This is a genomic window from Segeticoccus sp. (assembly GCF_035708005.1).
Window position 1 is genome coordinate 33,588 of the sequence record NZ_DASSTI010000070.1, and the last position, 19,432, is coordinate 53,019.

The following is a 19,432-nucleotide window of genomic DNA, read 5'->3' on the forward strand; positions in this document are numbered from 1 at the left end:
TACCCGGTGGCGGCCCCTTCAATCCTCTTGTCCGAGCATCGTATTGCCCGACGTCGGCCGCAAGTCGAGCCGCGAGACACGCCGTGTCGGCCGGTTTCGGCCTTTGACCTTCCGCGGTCGGCCCCCTACGGTCAAACGCCCAACGACAGACAGCAACCGGGGTGTGGGTGGCGGGCACGTACCGCTGTCGCGCGCCCAGCGGAGGGCGCACACACATGCCGATTCGACGACAGCACGACCACCAGCAGGGCACCCGGACGGGAGGGCGCCGCTGGCGGGCGGCCGCGATCGGTGCCGCCGGGGCGCTTGCGCTCTCGGCGTGCGGGGGCGGCGGGGCGCAGAGCGCGAGCGGTGGCTCCCTCATCAAGAAGGACACCCTCACCGTGGCGATGAGCGGACAGTTCCGTCCGTTCAGCTTCCACGAGAACGGCAAGCTCACCGGCTTCGACTACGACATCGGCCAGGCGATCGCCCAGCAGATGGGCCTGACGTATGCGCCCAAGACGGCGGAGTTCGACAGCTTGATCCAGGGCGTCCAGAGCAACCGCTACGACGTGATCATCGGGTCGATGACCCCGACCCCCAAGCGTGAGAAGGCGGTCGACTTCACCAACGGCTACTACAGCTCCGGCGCCCAGATGTTCGTGCGCAAGGGCAGTGACTGCACGGACCCGGCACAGATGCAGAACCCCACCATCGGTGTGGCCCGCGGGACGACCTACCAGGACTACCTGTCCGACCAGAAGTGGGTAGGTGGCACCAAGACCTACGCCTCGGACGTGACCGCGCTCGTCGACCTGTCCAAGGGCCGGATGGACGGGGTCGTGACCGACCAGCTCGTTGGTCTGTACCAGATCAAGAAGACCGGTCGAGACCTGAAGACCTGCGGCAACCCGCTCTACACCGAGTCCCCGGCCTTCGCGTTGAAGAAGGGCAACGACGGGCTCAAGAAGGACCTCAACAGCGCGCTCGCCGCGATCAAGAAGGACGGCACCTACAAGAAGCTCAGCGTGAAGTGGTTCGGCCAGGACATCTCCTCCTGACCCGGGGGAGCTGACTCCACACCGACGACATGGACTTCATCAAGGCGCTCTTCGACAGCTGGCCGCTGTTCCTGCAGGGCATGGGGATCACCCTCGCGCTGTCGGTCGTCTCCCTGCTCATGGCCGTGCCCGGCGGCGCGCTCGTCGCCTGGCTGGCCATGAGCCGCATCGCTCCCCTGCGGTGGCTGGCGACTGCCTACATCGGCCTGGTTCGCGGCACCCCCCTGATCACCCAGATCTTCGTCCTCTACTTCGGACTCACCGGCCTGTTCCTGCTCAGCGGCTTCTGGGCCGCCTCGATCGGGCTCGCGTTCCACAACTCGGCCTACATCGCGGAGATCTACCGCTCCGGCTTCCAGGCGGTGCCCGCGGGTCTCACCGAGGCCTCCCGGTCCTTGGGGATGAGCCGGGTCAAGACCCTCCGCCGGGTACGGGCTCCGTTGGCGGTGCGAACCATGCTGCCGGCGCTGGGCAACCAGTTCATCATCGCCGTGAAGGACTCCTCGCTGGCCGCGTTCGTCACGGTGGAGGACCTGCTCTGGCACGCGCGGTCACTGGTGGACTCCACCTACCAACCGCTGCGCTACTACATCATCGTCGCCTTGTACTACCTCGTCATCGTGCTGATCCTGACCTTCCTGGTGAACCGCCTGGAGTTCCGGCTCAGCAGGCACCGGAGGGCCGCCAGATGAGCACGCACACCGCCGCACGGCCGGAACCGTCGGACACGAGCACGGGTCCGCTGGTCCAGATGCGCGGGATCCACAAGCGCTTCGGCAGCAACGTCGTGCTGGACGGGGTCGACCTCGACGTGGACCAGGGCGAGGTGGTGGTGCTCATCGGCCCGTCCGGGGCGGGCAAGAGCACACTGCTGCGCTGCGTCAACGGCCTGGAGACCATCCAGGGCGGGACCATCCACGTCGCCGGGGAGGAGCTCGTCCACGACGAGCAGCACCTCAACCGGCTGCGGGCGCGCATCGGGATGGTCTTCCAGCAGTTCAACCTGTTCCCGCACATGACGGTGGTCCAGAACATCACCATGGCCCAGCAGGACGTGCTCGGGCGCTCGGCGCAGGAGGCGCGGGAGCGGGCCACCCGGCTGCTCGACCGGGTCGGGCTGGCGGAGAAGGCGGAGCAGTACCCGGACCACCTCTCGGGGGGCCAGCAGCAGCGGGTGGCCATCGCCCGGGCCCTGGCGATGGACCCGGCGCTGATGCTCTTCGACGAACCGACGTCGGCACTGGACCCGGAGCTCGTGGGCGAGGTGCTGCACGTCATGCGGGACCTCGCCGGCCAGGGCATGACGATGATGGTGGTCACGCACGAGATGCGGTTCGCGCGCCAGGTCGCGCACCGGGTGGTGCTCATGGCCGACGGCGGGATCGCCGAGCAGGGCAGCCCGGAGGAGGTGCTCTCGCACCCGCGCAGCGAGCGCGGTCAGGCGTTCCTGCACCAGCTCGAGGGCGACTGAGTCAGGCGTCGAGCAGCCCCCGGTCGCGTGCCACGGCAGCGGCCTCGGTGCGGCCGCGAGCGCCGAGCTTCGCGAGCACGTTGGACACGTGGACGCTGACCGTCTTGGGGCTGATGAACAGCTGCCGGGCGATCTCGCCGTTGCTGCGCCCCTGGGCGACGAGCCCGAGGATCTCCCGTTCGCGCGCGGTCAGGGTGGCAACGGGCGACCTGACGCGGGCGCCGCTGCGCACGGCCGCTTCTCCCGCGGCCCGCAGCTCGGCGAGCAGCGGAGCCGCACCCAGCCGGTGCGCGGTGGCGCGCGCCTCGTCGCCGACCGCCCGGGCCTGCACCAGGTCACCACCGGCACGCAGCACGGCGGCGAGCCGTGCTTGGGACCGCGCGCGCTCGTAGACGTTCGCGTAGCTGGTGAACCGCTCCACGCTGGCGCGCCAAGCCGTCACGAGCTGCGCCGCGTCGGGACTGTCGAACCCGCGGCCGTCGACGCCCGCGACCCATCGCAGCCGCAGCCACTCCGCGTCGAGCCGCGCCAGCCACGCAGCCGACTCCGGCCCCAGGTCCGCCGGGACGCCGGTGGTGGTCGGCTCGGACGCGCCACGCTTCTCGGGTGCGGGCTCGACACGCGTCTCGGGTGTGGCGCGCGCAGTCGCCGCCGCCCGTCGGCCGGCCTCCCACAGCCGCTTGCCGCAGGCCACCAGCTCGGCGCGACGCTCCGTCGTCGCGGTGGCAGCGGCCGTGCTCAGGTGGGCGAGCAGCACGGCGGACAACCGGATTCGTGCCTCGAAGGACGGCCGCCACTGCCGTTCCAGCAGGCCGACGAGGTCGTCGTGGAGGCGGATGGCGGCGTCGACGTCACCGTCGGCCGCGAGCAGGTCCATCATCGGGCCGCCGGAGACGGTGCCGATGAAGCCGTCGACCTCCCACCAGGGCCGCAGTCCCGCGAACCCGGACAGCGCGGACCGGTCCCCACGGCCCGCGGCCACCGTCAGCGCCACCGCGTCCAACATGGCCTGCGAGATCGGGGGCGGTGACTCCGCGCGGACGTCGCACAGCGACAGGGTGGCGTCCCAGTCCCCCGACTCGTAGGCCGCCAACGCGCTGCGGACGCGCGCCTCGACGGCATACGGCGCCCAGCGCTGCCCCAGCTGGCGGCCGCGTTCGGCCGCCCGCCCGAAGACCTCCCGGGCAGCGGCGAAGTCGCCCTGCTGGTGGTGGAGGATGGCCAGGTAGTAGAGCGACCGCAGCTCCACGAGGTGGTGCCGGCCGTGGCTGTCGGTGATGAGCTGCTCATAGGTGCGGCGGGCCTCGTCGGGGTCGGTCCGCGACCGCATCTTGGCCATCATCGCGTGCAGTTCGGCACTGATGCGGTCCCCGCCCGCGCCGGGGACACGGCGCCCGGCCTCCTTGGCCTCCGCGGCCCAGCGCAGGGCCTCGTCGTCCCGGCCGCGGTCGACCAGTGCCTGCACGTGCGCCAGGAGGACCCGGGCCCGCAGCACCGTGGGCGGTTCGGGCGGCACCAACGTGACCGCCTCCTGCGTGGCCGCGAGCAGGTCGTCCTCGACGTCGAGCACCCGGGCGGCGTCGGCGAACGTGGCGAGCAACGCGGCACGCGACTCGCCGGCGGCGTCGTCCGTGCAGGACAACGCCTCCTTGAGGAGGGCGACTGCCTGGTGGGAGCGACCGGCTGCGACGGCGGCGTCGGCAGCCCGGATGGTGAGGTCGGCCCGGTCGACCTCGGGGGACTCGGCGGCCTCGCGCAGGGACGTGGAGTCGAGCAGCTCCAGCGCCCGCTGGTAGTGCCGCAGCGCCTCGTCGGGGCCACCGACGGCGACCGCCTCGTCACCGGCGCGGATGCTGGCGGTCAGCGCCGTCCCCACGTCGCGGGCCCCCTTGGCGTGCCGGGCGAGCTCGGCGGCTGCGCCGGCGCGCGTCGCCTCCCGGAAGGCCTCGACGTAGGCGGCATGGATGCGCACCCGCTCGCCCGGGAGCAGGTCGTCGTAGACGGCCTCGCGCAACATGGCGTGGCGGAAGGTGTAGCCACTCTCGTGCGGGACCAGCACGTTGGCGTCGACAGCGGCGCGCGCGGCGTCGTCGAGCTCGGTGGGGCTCAGGCCGACGACGCGCAGGAGCAGCTCGTGGGGCACCGAGCGGCCGGCGGCCGAGGCGACCCGCACGAGCTCCCGCGCGGCGGGATCGAGCTGGTCCACGCGGACCAGCAGCAGCCGGGACAGGTCCTCCGGGATGCCGCCGTGGGACAGGGTGGCCGCCGCGACCAGCTCCTCGGCGTAGAAGGCGTTGCCCTCGGCCCGGGACACCACGGTGCGCACCGCCGGCTCGGGCAGGCCCTCTCCGCGCAGCAGGCGCACCAGCTCGGCGACGTCGTCGTCGGCGAGCGGGCCGAGCTCGAGCCGGGCCACCCCGGGCAGCCGGCTCCAGGCCGCCACCATGCCCCGCAGCGGGTGGCGGCGGTGCAGGTCCTCGCTGCGGTAAGACGCGGCCACGACGACGCGCGCCCCCAGCCCCCGGCCGAAGAGGTAGCCGATGAGGTCGCGGGTCGACTGGTCAGCCCAGTGCAGGTCCTCGAGCACGACGAGCACCGGCGCGCGGCCGGCGATCGTGTCGAGCGCGGCGCGGACGGTCTCGAACAGGGCCGCCCGGTCGACGTGGTCGGTGCTCGCCGGCGCCGCAGCCGGGCTCGGCAGGATGCGCGCGAGCAGCGGGTGGTCGGCCAGGAGCGCGGTCACGGTGTCGGGTGCGTCGGTCTGCAGGCGAGCGAACGCCTCCCGGAACGGCAGGTACGACAGGGCCTGGTCGGCCAGGTCGAGGCAGTGGCCGACCAGCACCTGCCATCCCGCCGACTCCGCACGGTCGGACAGCTCGGCCAGCAGGCGGGTCTTGCCGATGCCGGCGTCACCCGACAGCAGCACGCCCGAGGTCGAGGTCCGGCCGCCCGGGGTCGGCGCGGGCACGGCGTCGGGCTGCTGGGGGCCGAGCCCCAGCAGCCCGAGCAACCGGTCGAGCTCGCCGGACCGTCCGAGCAAAGGGGTCCTGGCGGAGGTGTGCGGCACGAGGGCCATCATGGCCGACGCCACTGACAGGCGTCGCCCCCTTTCCGCGGCCATCGGCCGTCACACTCCGGCGTGCTCGAAGGACCGTTCCTTCGCCGTGCCGGCCGCGTCCGCGGTCGCCCTCGGGTCGGCCGGCTCGACCGGCTCCGGCCGCGCCGCCGTCGGCTGGGTGGGTACCGGCTGCGCCGGCGTCGCGGTGCGACGGACCGTGGTCTGCTCGTGCAGCCCGGTCAGCCACCGACGGACGGCCTCCCGCACCGGGTGCCCGCGCTCGGCCTCCCAACGGCTGGCATTCCGGATGGCGGGCTCGCGGCGGTAGGCGATCTCCGCCTCGATGAACATCGGGTCGTGGTGGTACATGGCATTCCCTTCGCGGGTGGTTCCCGCCAGTGGAAGTCCCTCTGGCGCGTCCGATCTGGACAGGCACCAACCTGCTCGGATGAGGTATGCCGACACATCGGGGAAACCGCGTAACTCGCCTGTCTGCCCCGCTCGGTGGGCGGGCACTGAGGTACCTCAGGAGCGGCCGGTGCGGGTCGGCATACCGGCCTGAGGTGTGGGGCCCCCTCAGGTGCGGTGGGGCGCCCGCACGACGGGTGACCGCTCAGGTGCGGTGGCGCAGTGCGGCGTCGCGGGAGCCGGCGAGCATCTTGTCGAGCAGCCGGATCATCTGCCGCTGCTCGGCGGCGCTCAGCGTGGAGGCCCAGGCCCGCTCGCGCTCGTTGTGCGCGGCGAACACGTCACGCATCACCTGGGCCCCGCGGTCGGTGATGGTGAGCTCGACCGCCCGGCGGTCGCGCGCGGAGGTTCGCTTGGTGACCATGCCGTCGCGTTCGAGCGTGTGCACGAGGGCGGACACCGCGGCGCGACTCATGCCGGCCAGGTGGGCCACCCGCTTGCCCTCCATCGGGCCGCCGAGCCACAGCGCGAACACGACGCGGAATCCCGCCCACGACCAGCCGGCGGGGCGGTGCACGGAGGACTCGAGGTCGTAGACGAGGGCGCTGGTGGCGCGGTGCAGGGTGATGACCAGGCGCATGGCCAACGGGTCGAGGCCCTCGACCTGGTCGGCGGCGGCCGCGACCGCGTGCTCGACGAAGTTCAGGTAGTCGAGCCGGTCCACGTCCTCCGATGCCGCACTTGCCATGGGCACCAAGCGTAGGAGGCTGGCAACGGAGGCCACCGACCCCTTCACAGGGCGGGGGCACGTCGCTAGAGTCCAATTAGTCAAAGCGTTGATCAATTTTGAGGAGGCCACCGCCATGAGTGCGAAGCCGTTCGCATCGTCCGCCGACCTGAGCGCGAAGGAGCAGACGCTCGAGGTGCTCGCGGACGGGGTGTACGCCCTGACCGCCGAGGGGGACCCGAACATCGGCGCCATCGAGGCGGAGGACTTCCTGGTCTGCTTCGAGGCGCTCGCCACGCCGGTCGCCGCGCGCAAGTGGCTGGCCAAGCTGCGCGAGCACACCGACAAGCCGGTGCGCTACCTGGTGCTGTCGCACTACCACGCGGTGCGCGTCCTCGGCGCGAGCGCGTTCGACGCCGAGATCATCCTCGCCCACGAGAAGACCCGGGACCTGATCGAGGAGCGCGGCAAGCAGGACTGGGAGTCCGAGTTCGGGCGGATGCCGAGGCTGTTCGACGAGCCCGACTCGATCCCCGGCCTCACCTGGCCGACGCAGACCTTCTCGGAGCGCACCACCATCGAGCTCGGCGGCGAGCGCGGGCAGCTGGTGCTGGAGCACGTCGGTCGCGGCCACACCGAGGGCGACCTGCTCGCGTGGCTGCCCAAGCAGAAGATCCTCTTCGCCGGTGACCTCGTCGAGAGCCAGGCGGCCCTCTACACCGGGGACGCGTTCCACCGCGAGTGGGCGACCGGCACCCTGGACCGGGTCGCCGAGTATGGCGCCGAAGCCCTCATCGGCGGTCGCGGCGCCGTGGCGCGGGGGCGCGAGGCGGTCGACGCCTCCATCGCGCAGACCCGTCACTTCCTCGACGTGATGATCCGCGAGGTCGGTGCCGCGCAGGAGAAGGGCGGCACGCTGAAGGACGCCTTCGAGGCGTGCCACGCCGCGCTCGTCGACCGCTACGGCGCCTGGCCGATCTTCGAGCACTGCCTGCCGTTCGACGTCTCGCGCCTGTGGGACGAGCTGAGCGGGGTCGAGCGCCCGGTGATCTGGACCGCCGAGCGCGACCGCGAGGTCTGGGACCAGCTGCAGGGGTGACCTCGGTGAGCCACCCGACCACCTCCCCCGCCGGTGGCGACCCGGCGGCCGTCGAGCCCGTGCTCGTCGTGGGCAACGGGCCGGTCGGCCAGACCACGTCCCTGCTGCTCGCCCGGTGGGGCGTGCCGGTCGTGCTGCTCGACGGCCGCGACCACCGGGACCCCGTCGGCTCCAAGGCGATCTGCCAGCAACGGGACGTGCTGGACATCTGGCGCGCGGCCGGTGCCGGGCGGCGGATCGCCGACGAGGGCACGACCTGGACGACGGCCCGCACGTTCTACCGCGACCGGGAGCTCTTCGCGACCGCGTACAGCGACGGCGGCACCTCCGACCTGCCCCCGTGGGTCAACATCTCGCAGTGCCGCACCGAGGAGGTGCTCGACGAGTGCCTCGCCGAGCAGCCCCTGGTCGACGTGCGCTGGGGGCACGAGGTCGTCGGCCTCGAGCAGTCCGACGACGGCGTCGCCGTCACGTGCCGGATCGGCCGGGATGCCGAGGTGGTGCGGGTGCGCGGCAGCCATGCCGTCGTCTGCGCGGGGTCGCGCGCCTCCGCCCTGCGGCAGCAGCTCGGGGTCAGCTTCGACGGGCACTCCTTCGATGACCGCTTCCTGATCTGCGACATCCGCGCCGACCTCGGCGAGTGGGCCAACGAGCGGCGATTCTACTTCGACCCGGAGTGGAACCGTGGCCGCCAGGTGCTCATCCACGCCTGCCCGGACTCGACGTTCCGCATCGACTGGCAGGTGCCCGGCGACTACGACCTGGACGCCGAGGTCGCCTCCGGCGCGCTCGACCGGCGGATCCGCCAGATCATCGGCGACACCGACTACGAGATCGTGTGGAAGTCGGTCTACCGCTTCCACTCCCGCGTGGTCGACCGGATGCGGGTGGGCCGCGTGCTCATCGCCGGGGACGCCGCGCACGTGGTCTCACCCTTCGGCGCCCGCGGACTGAACTCCGGCGTCGGCGACGCCGAGAACGCCGCGTGGAAGATCGCGTTCGTCCGCAACGGGTGGGCCGATGAGGAGCTGCTCGCGAGCTACGACGACGAGAGGCACGCCGCCGCGCTGGAGAACCTGGCGATCACCGGGGCCACGATGCGCTTCCTGGTGCCCGGCAACGACGAGGAGACCAGGATCCGCAAGGACACCCTCGAGCGCGCGATGCGGGACGAGTCCGCCTGTGCCGCCGTCGACTCCGGGCGTCTGGCGGAACCGTTCTGGTACCACCGCTCCCCGCTCACCACCCCCGACCCGGGCCGGCCGTTCCTCGGCCGGCCGCAGAAGGGCCGGCTGCCCCGACCGGGTCCGGGCATCCTCGTCCCGGACATCGCGCTCGGTGGCACCGAGGGCGACCGGCTGCGGTCACATGCCCGTCAGGGCGTCGTGCTGGTCGTGGCCGACGATGGCATCGCCGACGAACTCGCCGGTCTCACCGAGGAGTTCACGGCTCCGGTGCGCGTGCTGAGCCTGGCGCAGGCCGACCCTGCCGGGGACGTCCGGGTCGTGCTCGGCCTCGGCCCCGAGGAGGTGTGGGTGCTCCGGCCGGACGCCTACGTCGCCGCCGTGGTCCCGCACCGAGACCTTGAGGCGGTGCGAGCGGCGGTGCGGCGGGCACTGGGCCAGCGGGTCGGCATACCGGTGCAGGGCTGAGGCGGGGCAGGACAGAGGTGCCCGGCCGGGGCGATCCCGGCCGGGCACCTCTGTTGCTGCACGGGGCTCGGACGTCAGGCCGGCTCGGCGATGAAGCGCTCGCGCTCGGCTGCTGACCTCTCCCGCATCGCCAGGGCACTGGCGAGGGTGATGAGGCAGACGAGTGCCATGTAGCCGGAGACGGACAGCGACGTCCCGGACCGGGTGACCAGCCACGTGGCGATCATCGGGGCGAACCCGCCACCGAGCACGGCGCCCACGGCATAGGCGAGGGAGGCGCCGCTGTAGCGGACGCGGGCGGGGAACATCTCGGCATACGCCGCCGCCTGCGGGCCGTAGGTGAGGCCGAGACCGACCGCCATCACGAGCACGCTGACGAGCATGAACGGCACCGAGCGGGTGTCGAGCAGCAGGAAGAACGGTGCCGACCACACGAGCATGAGCACCGAGCCGGCGACGTAGGTGCTGCGCCGGCCGATGCGGTCGGACAGCGACCCGGCCCAGACCGTGCAGATGCCCCACAGGACGGCGCCGGCCATGCCGATGAGCAGCATGGTCGTGCGCTCCATGCCCAGCTGGCGCACGCCGTAGGACGTGATGAAGGCGATGAGGATGTAGCCGATCATGTTGTTCGCGATGAACAGGCCGGTCGCGACGAGGACCTCGCGGGAGTGGTGCCGCAACACCTCCACGATGGGTGCCTGGCTCCGCTCACGTCCCTTCTTCATCTCGCGGAAGACCGGGCTCTCGGCGACGCGGGCCCGGACGAAGAAGCCGACGGCGACCAGGACGACGCTGAGGATGAAGGGGATCCGCCAGCCGAACGCCTTGAACTGCTCGGGCGTCGTCGCGGCAGACACCGACCAGAAGACCAGGTTGGCGACGAGCAGACCGAGCGGGGCTCCGATCTGCGGGAAGGAGCCGAAGAACCCGCGACGTCCCGATGGCGCGTGCTCCACCGACATCAGCGCGGCACCGCCCCACTCGCCGCCGGCGGAGAGGCCCTGGAGCAGACGGAGCGCCACGAGCAGGGCCGGGGCCGCGACGCCGATGCTGGCGTAGGTCGGCAGCAGGCCGACGCCCACGGTGGAGGCACCCATGAGGAGCAGGGTGATCACGAGCATCATCTTGCGGCCGATGAGGTCACCGAGGTGACCGGTGATGACGCCGCCCACCGGCCGGGCGACGAAGCTGACCCCCACGGTGGCGAACGAGATGAGCAGCCCGGACGCGCCCTCGTGGCCGGGGAAGAACAGGTCCGGGAAGACCAGGCCGGCAGCGGAGGCGTAGATGAAGAAGTCGTACCACTCGATGGTGGTGCCCACGAGGCTGGCGCCGGCCACGCGGCGCAGCTCGGCGTCGGCGGCCGCGTTGACGTCGCCGCGCACGGCGGAATCAGGATGGGTGGCGGACATGGGTCTCTCCGGGTCGGGTGATGACAGCGGGCGGATGATCAAGGCATTGACAGATTGGGAGGAACCGTAGCTGCCCACGACCGTCTTGGGAACCCCCGACTCGCGACGACGTTCCGTGCCTACGACCCCGAGGCCGAATCACGGTCGTGCGCCTCGTGCCAGGCGGCCCAGATCTGCGGACGGAGCCGGCCCCGATCGGACACGTCGTAGCCCAGGCTCTGTGCCCATGCTCGGACCTGTGCGGTCGTCGGTTCGGCCGGTGGGAGGGTCACGCCGGTCGGCAGGGACGCGAGCCGGGTGCGTCCGCCCTCCTCCTGCTCGGCCTGCCGCAGCGCGGCACCCAAGAAGCGGAACGCCCACTCCTGGGCCATGGACCGGTTGTCGCAGAAGTGGATCGGAACGTTGGGCCACCGCGCGGCGCACTCCGCGAGCCCGTCCGCCACGACCGCCGGCCGCGCCCAGGTCAGGCCGAAGACCTTGGAGTACCGCTCCTCCACGACCACGGCGGCGTGCGGCACGGCCGCAAGCTCGCCCAGGGCATAGCCCAGCTTGCCGGACAGCAGCGAGGAGACGAGGTCCTGCAGGCTCTTGCGTTCCACGGCCGCGACCACGTGACCGTCGAGCTCGACGGCGTAGTCCCCCACCGGAAGCGCCCGCGGCTCCGTGCTCGCCTGCTGGTCGGCGAACCGCCACGCATACCGCTCGTGCACGTCGACGAGGATGCTGAGGTCGGCGATGCCCGAGGCACGCGCCCGCGGCACGGAGACGTTGGGCCGGGCCTGTTTCGACGTCCGCGCCGTCTGCCAGAAGATCGCCTCGCGGCCGCCGCGGATGCGCGTGAAGACGATCTGCGAGCGGTTCTCCCGGCCGCGATCCAGGACCAGGTCGATCGCCGCGCCGCGGCGGACGCACGAGCGGACCGGGACGCGCTCGACCACCTCCGCGTCGGCGGGCCAGCCCGCCGCCGGGTGGCAGTAGACCTTGCTGGTGCGCGGCCAGGTCTCCCGGGCCTTCAGCACCACGCCGTCGCGCCCGAGCGGCAGGCGCAACAGGTAGGGCAGCCGGGACTGGTCGTCCGGGTTGCGGGCGATGAGGAAGTCGTCGACCACGCGGACAGTGTGGCGCAACCGCCCCGACGCCGCACAGAGCGACATGGCGGGCCCGGCCCAGGCTGAGCGGCGCCGCCTCTACGCGTCCAAGACGCGCCCGCGCCAGCGGAGCGGCTCCTCGGCATACTCCTCGAGCACGTGCGCGACGAGACCCACTGTGCGGGCTGTTTGGAAGACGACCTCCCCGGCCCCCGCCGGCATCCCGAAGGCGTGCACCGCCGCCGCGGTGGCGAGGTCGACGTTGGGGAACGTGCCCAGCCTTCGGGCCATCACGTCGATGAGTCCCTCGGTGGCGCGCCGCAGCCGAGCCGTCCCCCGGACACGCCAGAGCCGCTCGAACACGACCGCCGCGCGCGGGTCCTCCTCGGTGTAGAGCACGTGGCCGAACCCCGGCACAGGTGCCGCTCCCGATGCGGGTGCCGTCCCCGATGCGGCTTCCGCGGCCCGCAGCAGCTGCCCGACGACCTCGGCCGGGTCCCCGCTCATCGCGCGGGCGAGGAGCTGGTGGGCGGCGATCGGCGCACCGCCGTGCAACGGTCCGGCCATTGTCGCGTACGCCGCGACGAGACAGTCGGTGACGGACGACCTGGTCGACGCGGCCACCCGCGCGGCGATCGTGGAGGCGGTGAGGCCGTGGTCCATGAGCGCGATGACGAGCACGGACAGGCACTCGAGCTCGCGACGCGTCGGGCGGCGCCGGGCGAGTGCGTGGAAGAGCTGCGCGGCGATCCCGGCCGCCGGAGGGCTCCCGTCGGCCGGCCCCTCCGCGGCGGCGTCCAGCACGACAAGCACCTCGTCGAGCAGCACGAACGTGGCGCTCCGCACCCGGTCCGGGTCGCGGTCGTCGCGCAGCGGGTCCTGCGCTCCCAGGAGCGCGACCGCCACCGGGACCCGGCGCTCCAGCGGCAGCTCCGCCACCACGCGCCGAACCTCACCTGGCATCCGCGCGGACTGTGCCGGATCCGGGCCGCGCTCGGGTGCCGCCTCCCGAGACCGACCGGCCGCCCCCAGCAGCAACTCGGCCGCCTCCCCCAGGGTCAGCTCGGCACAGACCTGCTCCACCGGCATACCTCGGTAGCGCAGCTCGCCGTCCCGATGGCTGGAGACGGCCGTCGCGACGGACCGGAACCGGAGCAGCGGCTGAGGAGTGCCGGGCTGCCGCGTGTGCCCGGCGAGCGCATCGATCTGCGCGCGCTCGAAGAGGCTCTCCTGCTGCCCCGGGCGCCGCTGACTGCGCAGCACCCCACGGCTGACGTAGGCATACAGCGTCGCCCGCTTGACCCCCAGCCGCGCCGCCGCCTCGGAGGTCGTCACCCAGCCGTCCGGCACGCCAGTCGCCCCTTCCGCCACCGCTCCCCGCTCCTTTTCGTATGCCGGTACGCACCGCATGCCCGTCCGTACCGTATGCCGGCACGTGCCGCCCGCTGCCACCTCACCGGACCAGCGCCGCGAGCGCCTGTGTTGACCCGATCAACGTGGACTGGATCAACGTTGCCGGCATTGATCAATACCGCACATGCTGGGTCCATCTTCGAGAAGGGAGCACGACATGTCCACCACCGGATCGGCTGCGCACGCGCCGACGGAGAACGGGTTCGTCACCGTGCCACGCGGACTGGCCAAGGTGCTGGTCACCGACACCGAGCTCGGCGACGTGCGCGGCGAGGAGGGGTTCTACCACTACCGGCAGTACTCGGCGATCGACGTCGCCACCTCGGTCGGCTTCGAGGAGGCCGGACACCTGTTCCTCCACGGCGAGCTGCCCGACGACCGCCAGCTCGCCCAGTTCCGGCGCCGTCTCGGTGAGCTACGGGCACTGCCCGACGGCCTGGCGTCGGCGCTTCCGGTGATCTGCCGGTCGACGTCGGACCCGCTGCAGGTGTTGCGGACTGCCTTGTCACTGCTGGGATCTGAGCTGAGACTGCGACCGCTCTACGACTGTGACGAGATCGAGAAGGTCGATGCCGCACTGCGCCTGGCCGCGGCGACGCCCACCATCCTGGCCGCGGCTTGGCGTCTGGGGCACGGCCTGGAGCCGATCGCTCCCGATCCGTCGCTGGGGCACGCCGAGGACTACCTGCGCATGGTCACCGGGCAGCTCCCCGCTGAGCGGGACGTGCGTGCCGTCGAGCAGTACCTCGCGGCCACGATCGACCACGGCTTCAACGCCTCCACGTTCACCGCGCGGGTGGTCGCCTCGACCGGGGCCGACCTCGCGGCGTGCCTCGTGGCGGCGCTCGGGTCGTTCTCGGGTCCGCTGCACGGCGGGGCGCCGAGCCGGGCGCTGCAGGCGCTGGACGAGATCGGCACCGCCGACCGTGCCGAGGGCTACGTCCGTGCCAAGCTCGCCGCCGGTGAGCGCATCATGGGCTTCGGCCACGCCGTCTACCGCACCACCGACCCGCGCTCGGAGATGCTCAAGGGCATCGCCCGCTCCTACGACTCCGACCTGGGGCGGCTGGCCGAGCAGGTCGAGGCCACGGTCGAGCGGGTGCTCGCAGAGGTCAAGCCGGACCGGCCGCTGCGCACGAATGTGGAGTACTACGCCGGCGTCGTGCTCAAGCTCGCCGGCCTCGACCCGGCGATGTTCACGCCGACGTTCTGCGTCGCCCGGGTCGTGGGGTGGGTGGCCAACGCCCTCGAGCAGAGCCACGACCCGAAGATCATCCGCCCCTCGGCGCGCTACGTCGGCCCGACACCGCCGCAGCCCGTGCCGACACGGGCAGCGGCCCGCGCGTCCTGACCCCATCCCCGATCTCGGGACTTTCCCGCCGACCTCGGGAGATTTCTCCCAAGATGCGTGGGAAAGTCCCGAGATCGCGTGGAAAGTCCCGAGATCCGCGCTGAGGGGGCGCGCGGGCGGGTCGGCGCTGAGCGCCCGCGCTGAGGGAGCGCGCGGGGGTCAGCTCACCTGGACGGCCACCTTGCCGCGCACGTGGCCCTGCTGGCTGAGCCGGAACGCGTCGGCCGCCTTCTCGAGCGGGAACACCTCGGCCACCTCGACCGACAGCTTCCCCGCGTCGGCGAGGTCGGCCAGCTGCGTCAGGTCCTGCGCGTCCGGCCGCACCCACAGGTAGAGACCCCCCGCCTCGGTCACCGACCGGTCCGCGATCGACCCGTGCCGGCCGCCCTCACGCAGCACCGCCCGCGTCTGCTCGAGCACGCCCCCGACGAAGTCGACCACGACGTCCACCCCCTCGGGCGCGAGGCGACGGACGCGGTCAGGCAACCCCTCGCCATACTCCACCGGCTCGGCACCCAGCGAGCGCAGGTAGTCGTGGTTGCGCTGCGACGCCGTGCCGATCACCCGCGCCCCCATGCTCTGGGCGACCTGCACGGCGAACGACCCCACGCCGCCCGACGCGTTGTGCACCAGCACCGTGTCGCCCTCGCCCGTGCCCAGCCGCGACAACAGCTGGTATGCCGTGAGCCCGGCGAGCGGGAGCCCCGCGGCCTGGTGCCAGTCCAGGGAGGCGGGCTTGCGCGCCACCGTGCGTACCGGCGCCGAGACCAGCTCGGCGAACGTGCCACCGTGGACGACGTCCTTGCGCGCGTAGGCGATCACCTCGTCGCCCGGCTGGAACTCGGGCGTGTCGAGCCCGACCCGCTGCACCACGCCGGACACGTCCCACCCCGGCACGACGGGGAAGACCGCCTCCAGCATCGGGTCCAGCCCGCCGGACATGACCTTCCAGTCCACCGGGTTCACCGCCGCGCTCTTGACCCGGATGAGCACCTCCGCGGGCGCCACCTTGGGATCGGGCCGGTCGGTGAGCTCAAGGACGTCGGGGTCGCCGTATTCCGTGTAGGTCATCGCCTTCATACCCGCGGCAACAGGCGGCGGCCCGGCCCTGTTCCGCCGGCTCCGGGCCCAGGGTCGCGCCCGGCGTGGCCGCACGGCGGCCAGACGCACGGCGCACCGAGCGACACGGCGGCTCAGGTGGGCATGCGGCGGAGCCGACGCACGTCCGGCACCGTCAGCGCGAGCAGCGTGCTGCCCACGATGACGGCCGCGATGACCGCCAGCCAGACGCGGTTGCCGAGGGCGGCGGCCACGGGCCCGGTGAGCGCGAGCCCCGCGGGGCGGGCGAGGAAGGACCCCACCTGGTCGAAGGCGTAGACGCGCGAGAGCGCGTGCCCGGCGACGTTCTGCTGGATGGACAGGTCCCAGCCGACACTGAAGATCTCCAGGCCGAAGCCGTGGACGAACGCGCCGGCCAGCACCAGTGTGAGGCTGGACGAGAGCGCCATGGCAGCGGGAAAGGCGGCCGTGAGGAGCAGGAAGCAGCAGCCCACGAACAGCGGGCGGTCGGGGCGCCACCGCAGCGTGAGCAGGCCGCCGGCAACGAAGCCCGCCATCATCGCCGACAGGGCCCAGCCCCAGGCCGCGCGCCCGAGGTGGTCGCCGACGACGATCGGCCCCAGCACTCCCTGGGCCCCGCCGTAGAACAGGTGGTAGACGAGGGCCTGGGCGATGAGCACCCACAGCCAGGTGCGCCGGAGGACCTCGACGGCACCGGCGCGCACGTCTCGAAGCAGCCCGCGGCTCACCGGTGCCGGAGTCCGGGGCACCCGGATGAAGGCGAAGCACACCGCCGCCACGGCGTAGGACGCGGCATCGCCGGCCAGCGCCCAACCACTGCCGGCCCGGGCGACCAACAGACCGGCCACGCCGGCGCCGACGATCTGTGCGGCGTTCTGGCCGATCCGCCGCAGCGAGATCGCCGAGGACAGTTCTGCGGGCGGCACCGTCTGCGGGGTCATCGCCTGCGAACTGGGCTGCCGGAGCGCCCCGAGGCACCCGATGACCATGCCGACCACCGACAGCAGCACCAGGGAGGCGCGGCCGAGGATCAGCGCCGCCGCGAGCGTGCCCTGGACCAGGGCGGCGAGCGCGGCGGTGCCCTCCATCATCAACTGGCGCGGGACCCGGTCGCCGAGCACCCCGCCCGCCAGGACCGTGACCACCTCGGCGCCCGCGTAGAGCGCCATGACGAACCCGAGGTCGACCGCCGAGCCACCGAGGTCGAGCACCGCGAAGGCGAGCGCCACCGGTGCGATGCCCTGACCGAGCATGTTGACGGTCGAGCCGGCGAGCAGCCAGCGGAACGGCCCATGGCGCAACGGTCCAGGCGGGATGCGACGCCGACCTCCCGGCCGGCGAATGAGCAGCGGTGCGGTCACCCGAGGAGGCTAGTTCGCTGACGAACCATTCGTCAACGAAATATCTGCCAGCGAACGGTCACCGCTAGGCTGCTCTCATGAAGGACTCGGCCGACCTGCACGTCGAGCGCTGGCGCGGCTGGCAGGGCCTCGACTTCGACGACCAGACCGAGGCCGCGATGACGCGCATGTCGCGGCTGCTCAAGCACCTCAACCGCTCGGACCGCGCCGTCGTCGCCGACGTGGGCCTGCAGTGGGACGAGTACGACACACTGCACAACCTCCTCATCCGGGACACCCCCGGCCGCGCGACACCCGGGGAGCTCGCCCGGGACCTGATGATGTCGCCGGCCGGGCTGACCGGTCGGCTGGACCGGCTCGAGCGAGCCGGCCTGGTGCGCCGGGTGCGCGGCGACCGGGACCGTCGCAGGGTGGACATCGAGATCACCGACGAGGGCCGGGACCGGTGCCTGCGCGCCATGCGGCTGCGGGGACGCACCGAGGACCAGGCGATGGGGGCGCTCACCGACGCCGAGAAGCGCACCCTCAACCGGCTGCTCAAGAAGGTGCTGCTGCGCCTCGAGGCGCGCGACTGACGTCCGCACGGCCTCACCGCGATCCGACACGGGTTCCGGGCCCGGCACGACCGCAATCTGAACTGGCAGTACCGCGTCCGATCGGCCCGCCCGCCGGTCGCCGAGCACGTATGCCGGGTGCTCACCGACGTACTGCCAGTTCAGTTTGCGGTCCAAGAGGGTGGCCCGGGCGAGCCGGGTCGGCAGCGCCAGCAGCTCGGCCGGCGCGCAGGTCGGCGCCCGGTCAGCGCGCGACGGTCTGGCTGGCCGAGCCCGCCTCGTCCTTGACCCCGACCCCCTGCGGAAGCCGCAGCGCCAGCACCCCGGCGAGCACCGCGACGCCGGCGCCGACGGAGAACGCGGTCAGGTAGGACCCCTGGTCCACCAGCCACCCGGCCACGACCGGCCCGGCCACCGCCCCGACGTCGCTGGCCATGTTGAACACCGCGATCACGACCCCGCTGCGCTTGCCGGCGACGTCCCCCACCAGCGCGCCGGGCACGGTCCCGAGGAACGCCGACCCGGCGCCGAAGACCGCCATCGCGATCATCACGAACGCCATCGACCCGCTGAACCCGAGCAGCACGAGGCTGCCCGCCGTGACCCCCGCCCCGACGACCAGCGCCGGACGCCGGCCGACCCGGTCGGCCCAGCTCCCGGCGGGATACATCAGGGCCATCTGCACGAGCGCGGACACCACGAACGCCGGCCCGACCCACCAGTCGGGGGCGCCGATCGCGTCGTGGATGAACAGCGGCACGATCGCGCTGCGCAGCCCGAGCGAGATGAACCCGATCGCGAGGTTGCTGGTGAGCGCGGCCTGGTACTGCCGCGTCCGCAGCACCTCCCGCAGGGTTGGGCCCGGCGCCTGCCGGACCTCCCGCGAGATCTCCTCGGCCGGCTCCACCTCCACAGAGCCCCCCTCCACAGAGCCCACCTCCGAAGAGCCCACCTCCACAGAGCCCACCTCCAGAGGGCCCCCCTCCGCAGGGCCCCCCTCCACAGGGCCCTCCTCCACGGACGCCGCACCCCGGGTCGGCCGCGCGAGGAAGACCACGGCGACGGCGGCCGCCAGGGCGAGGGTGCCGGCATACAGGAAGAACGGGACGCGGAACGAGAAGGCGAGCACGGCCCCACCGAACGCGGGACCGACGATCCCGCCGATGAGGAAGCCGGAGCGGTAGACACCCATCGCGCGGGCGCGCACGTGCGCCGCGGCGACGTGCAGCACCACGCTGATCGCGGCGACGCCGAAGAGGGCCGAGCCGATCCCGCCGATCCCCCGCAGGACGATCAGCTGCTCGTAGTCCCCCGACAGCCCCGCGAACAGGCTCGACAGCCCGACGACCACGAGGCCGATGAGCAGGCTGGTGCGCACCCCGATCCGGTCGACCACCCAGCCGGCGGCCGGCCCGGTGACGAAGCGCATGAGCGCGAACGCCGACACCACCGCGCCCGCCGCGGTGGCGCTGACCCCGAACTCCTGGGCGAACAGCGGGATCGCCGGCGCGACGATGCCGAAGCCGAGCGCCACGCAGAACGCGACGCCGCCCATGACGTAGACCTCGCGCGGGAGGTTCGCCAGCCGGGTCGACACGGTCGCGCGCAGCTGCGTGGGGGTGAGGGGCACCCCCCTAGCATCGGCCATCGGTTCCGCCCCCTCCCACCGAGGCCACGGCAGCGGTATGCCGAGCGCTCGCCGCTGCGTCGGC

The 19,432-nt window shown here is 72.6% G+C and carries 16 protein-coding genes; 7 read left to right on the forward strand and 9 right to left on the reverse strand.

All coding sequences use genetic code 11. The features are described 5' to 3' along the window. The first annotated feature begins 215 nt into the window (after positions 1–215). From VFL99_RS07610 to VFL99_RS07620, 3 genes are read left to right on the forward strand one after another with little or no spacing between them, the layout of a single operon-like run. Positions 216–1,043, forward strand: coding sequence for a transporter substrate-binding domain-containing protein (locus tag VFL99_RS07610; RefSeq protein WP_325105735.1), 828 nt, complete (start codon positions 216–218; stop codon positions 1,041–1,043). Positions 1,044–1,072: 29 nt separating this feature from the next. Further along, positions 1,073–1,735: an amino acid ABC transporter permease gene (locus VFL99_RS07615; RefSeq protein ID WP_325105736.1), complete on the forward strand. Its 663-nt coding sequence runs from the start codon at positions 1,073–1,075 to the stop codon at positions 1,733–1,735. Continuing rightward, positions 1,732–2,514, forward strand: coding sequence for an amino acid ABC transporter ATP-binding protein (locus tag VFL99_RS07620; RefSeq protein WP_325105737.1), 783 nt, complete (start codon positions 1,732–1,734; stop codon positions 2,512–2,514). The genes VFL99_RS07615 and VFL99_RS07620 overlap by 4 nt, the downstream gene beginning before the upstream one ends. 1 nt (position 2,515) lies before the next feature. On the opposite strand, the gene VFL99_RS07625 is transcribed toward VFL99_RS07620, so the two are convergent. The 3 genes from VFL99_RS07625 to VFL99_RS07635 all read right to left on the reverse strand — a co-directional run bounded on the left by VFL99_RS07625 (position 2,516) and on the right by VFL99_RS07635 (position 6,728). Then, entirely contained in the window at positions 2,516–5,581 is a 3,066-nt protein-coding gene (locus VFL99_RS07625; protein WP_325105738.1) for a helix-turn-helix transcriptional regulator, read from the reverse strand. Positions 5,582–5,641: 60 nt separating this feature from the next. Beyond that, complete coding sequence (locus tag VFL99_RS07630; RefSeq protein WP_325105739.1) at positions 5,642–5,941, reverse strand: lysozyme family protein; 300 nt, start codon at positions 5,939–5,941, stop codon at positions 5,642–5,644. A 244-nt stretch (positions 5,942–6,185) separates the two neighbouring features. Further along, a complete protein-coding gene (locus VFL99_RS07635) occupies positions 6,186–6,728 on the reverse strand; it encodes a MarR family winged helix-turn-helix transcriptional regulator (RefSeq protein WP_325105740.1) in 543 nt (180 codons plus the stop codon). A 115-nt stretch (positions 6,729–6,843) separates the two neighbouring features. On the opposite strand from VFL99_RS07635, the gene VFL99_RS07640 reads away from it, so the two are divergent. After that, positions 6,844–7,806, forward strand: coding sequence for an MBL fold metallo-hydrolase (locus VFL99_RS07640; protein WP_325105741.1), 963 nt, complete (start codon positions 6,844–6,846; stop codon positions 7,804–7,806). Positions 7,807–7,811: 5 nt separating this feature from the next. Next, positions 7,812–9,458 (forward strand): FAD-dependent monooxygenase, encoded by a 1,647-nt coding sequence (locus VFL99_RS07645; protein ID WP_325105742.1) that lies wholly within the window; start codon positions 7,812–7,814, stop codon positions 9,456–9,458. A gap of 74 nt (positions 9,459–9,532) precedes the next feature. Here VFL99_RS07645 and VFL99_RS07650 read toward each other — a convergent pair whose 3' ends face one another. The 3 genes from VFL99_RS07650 to VFL99_RS07660 form a co-directional block, all read right to left on the reverse strand. After that, on the reverse strand, positions 9,533–10,873 hold the full coding sequence (locus VFL99_RS07650; protein ID WP_325105743.1) for an MFS transporter: 1,341 nt from the start codon (positions 10,871–10,873) through the stop codon (positions 9,533–9,535). A 119-nt stretch (positions 10,874–10,992) separates the two neighbouring features. Continuing rightward, positions 10,993–11,982 (reverse strand): ERCC4 domain-containing protein, encoded by a 990-nt coding sequence (locus VFL99_RS07655; RefSeq protein ID WP_325105744.1) that lies wholly within the window; start codon positions 11,980–11,982, stop codon positions 10,993–10,995. A 78-nt stretch (positions 11,983–12,060) separates the two neighbouring features. Next, positions 12,061–13,332 carry a citrate/2-methylcitrate synthase gene (locus VFL99_RS07660; protein ID WP_325105745.1) on the reverse strand — a complete coding sequence of 424 codons (1,272 nt, stop codon included), beginning with the start codon at positions 13,330–13,332 and terminating at the stop codon, positions 12,061–12,063. Positions 13,333–13,531: 199 nt separating this feature from the next. Between VFL99_RS07660 and VFL99_RS07665 the strand changes: the two genes are divergently transcribed. Further along, positions 13,532–14,725, forward strand: coding sequence for a citrate/2-methylcitrate synthase (locus VFL99_RS07665; protein WP_325105746.1), 1,194 nt, complete (start codon positions 13,532–13,534; stop codon positions 14,723–14,725). 159 nt (positions 14,726–14,884) lie between these two features. Here VFL99_RS07665 and VFL99_RS07670 read toward each other — a convergent pair whose 3' ends face one another. Both VFL99_RS07670 and VFL99_RS07675 read right to left on the reverse strand, forming a co-directional pair. Beyond that, the gene (locus VFL99_RS07670) at positions 14,885–15,805 is read right to left on the reverse strand and encodes an NADP-dependent oxidoreductase (protein WP_325105747.1); all 921 of its coding nucleotides are present in this window, start codon (positions 15,803–15,805) and stop codon (positions 14,885–14,887) included. Positions 15,806–15,918: 113 nt separating this feature from the next. Then, a complete protein-coding gene (locus VFL99_RS07675; RefSeq protein ID WP_325105748.1) occupies positions 15,919–17,166 on the reverse strand; it encodes an MFS transporter in 1,248 nt (415 codons plus the stop codon). A 77-nt stretch (positions 17,167–17,243) separates the two neighbouring features. Between VFL99_RS07675 and VFL99_RS07680 the strand changes: the two genes are divergently transcribed. Further along, a complete protein-coding gene (locus VFL99_RS07680) occupies positions 17,244–17,741 on the forward strand; it encodes a MarR family winged helix-turn-helix transcriptional regulator (RefSeq protein ID WP_325105749.1) in 498 nt (165 codons plus the stop codon). 223 nt (positions 17,742–17,964) lie between these two features. Here the strand turns inward: VFL99_RS07680 and VFL99_RS07685 are convergent, their stop codons facing one another. Next, the gene (locus tag VFL99_RS07685) at positions 17,965–19,350 is read right to left on the reverse strand and encodes an MFS transporter (protein ID WP_325105750.1); all 1,386 of its coding nucleotides are present in this window, start codon (positions 19,348–19,350) and stop codon (positions 17,965–17,967) included. Positions 19,351–19,432 lie beyond the last annotated feature (82 nt).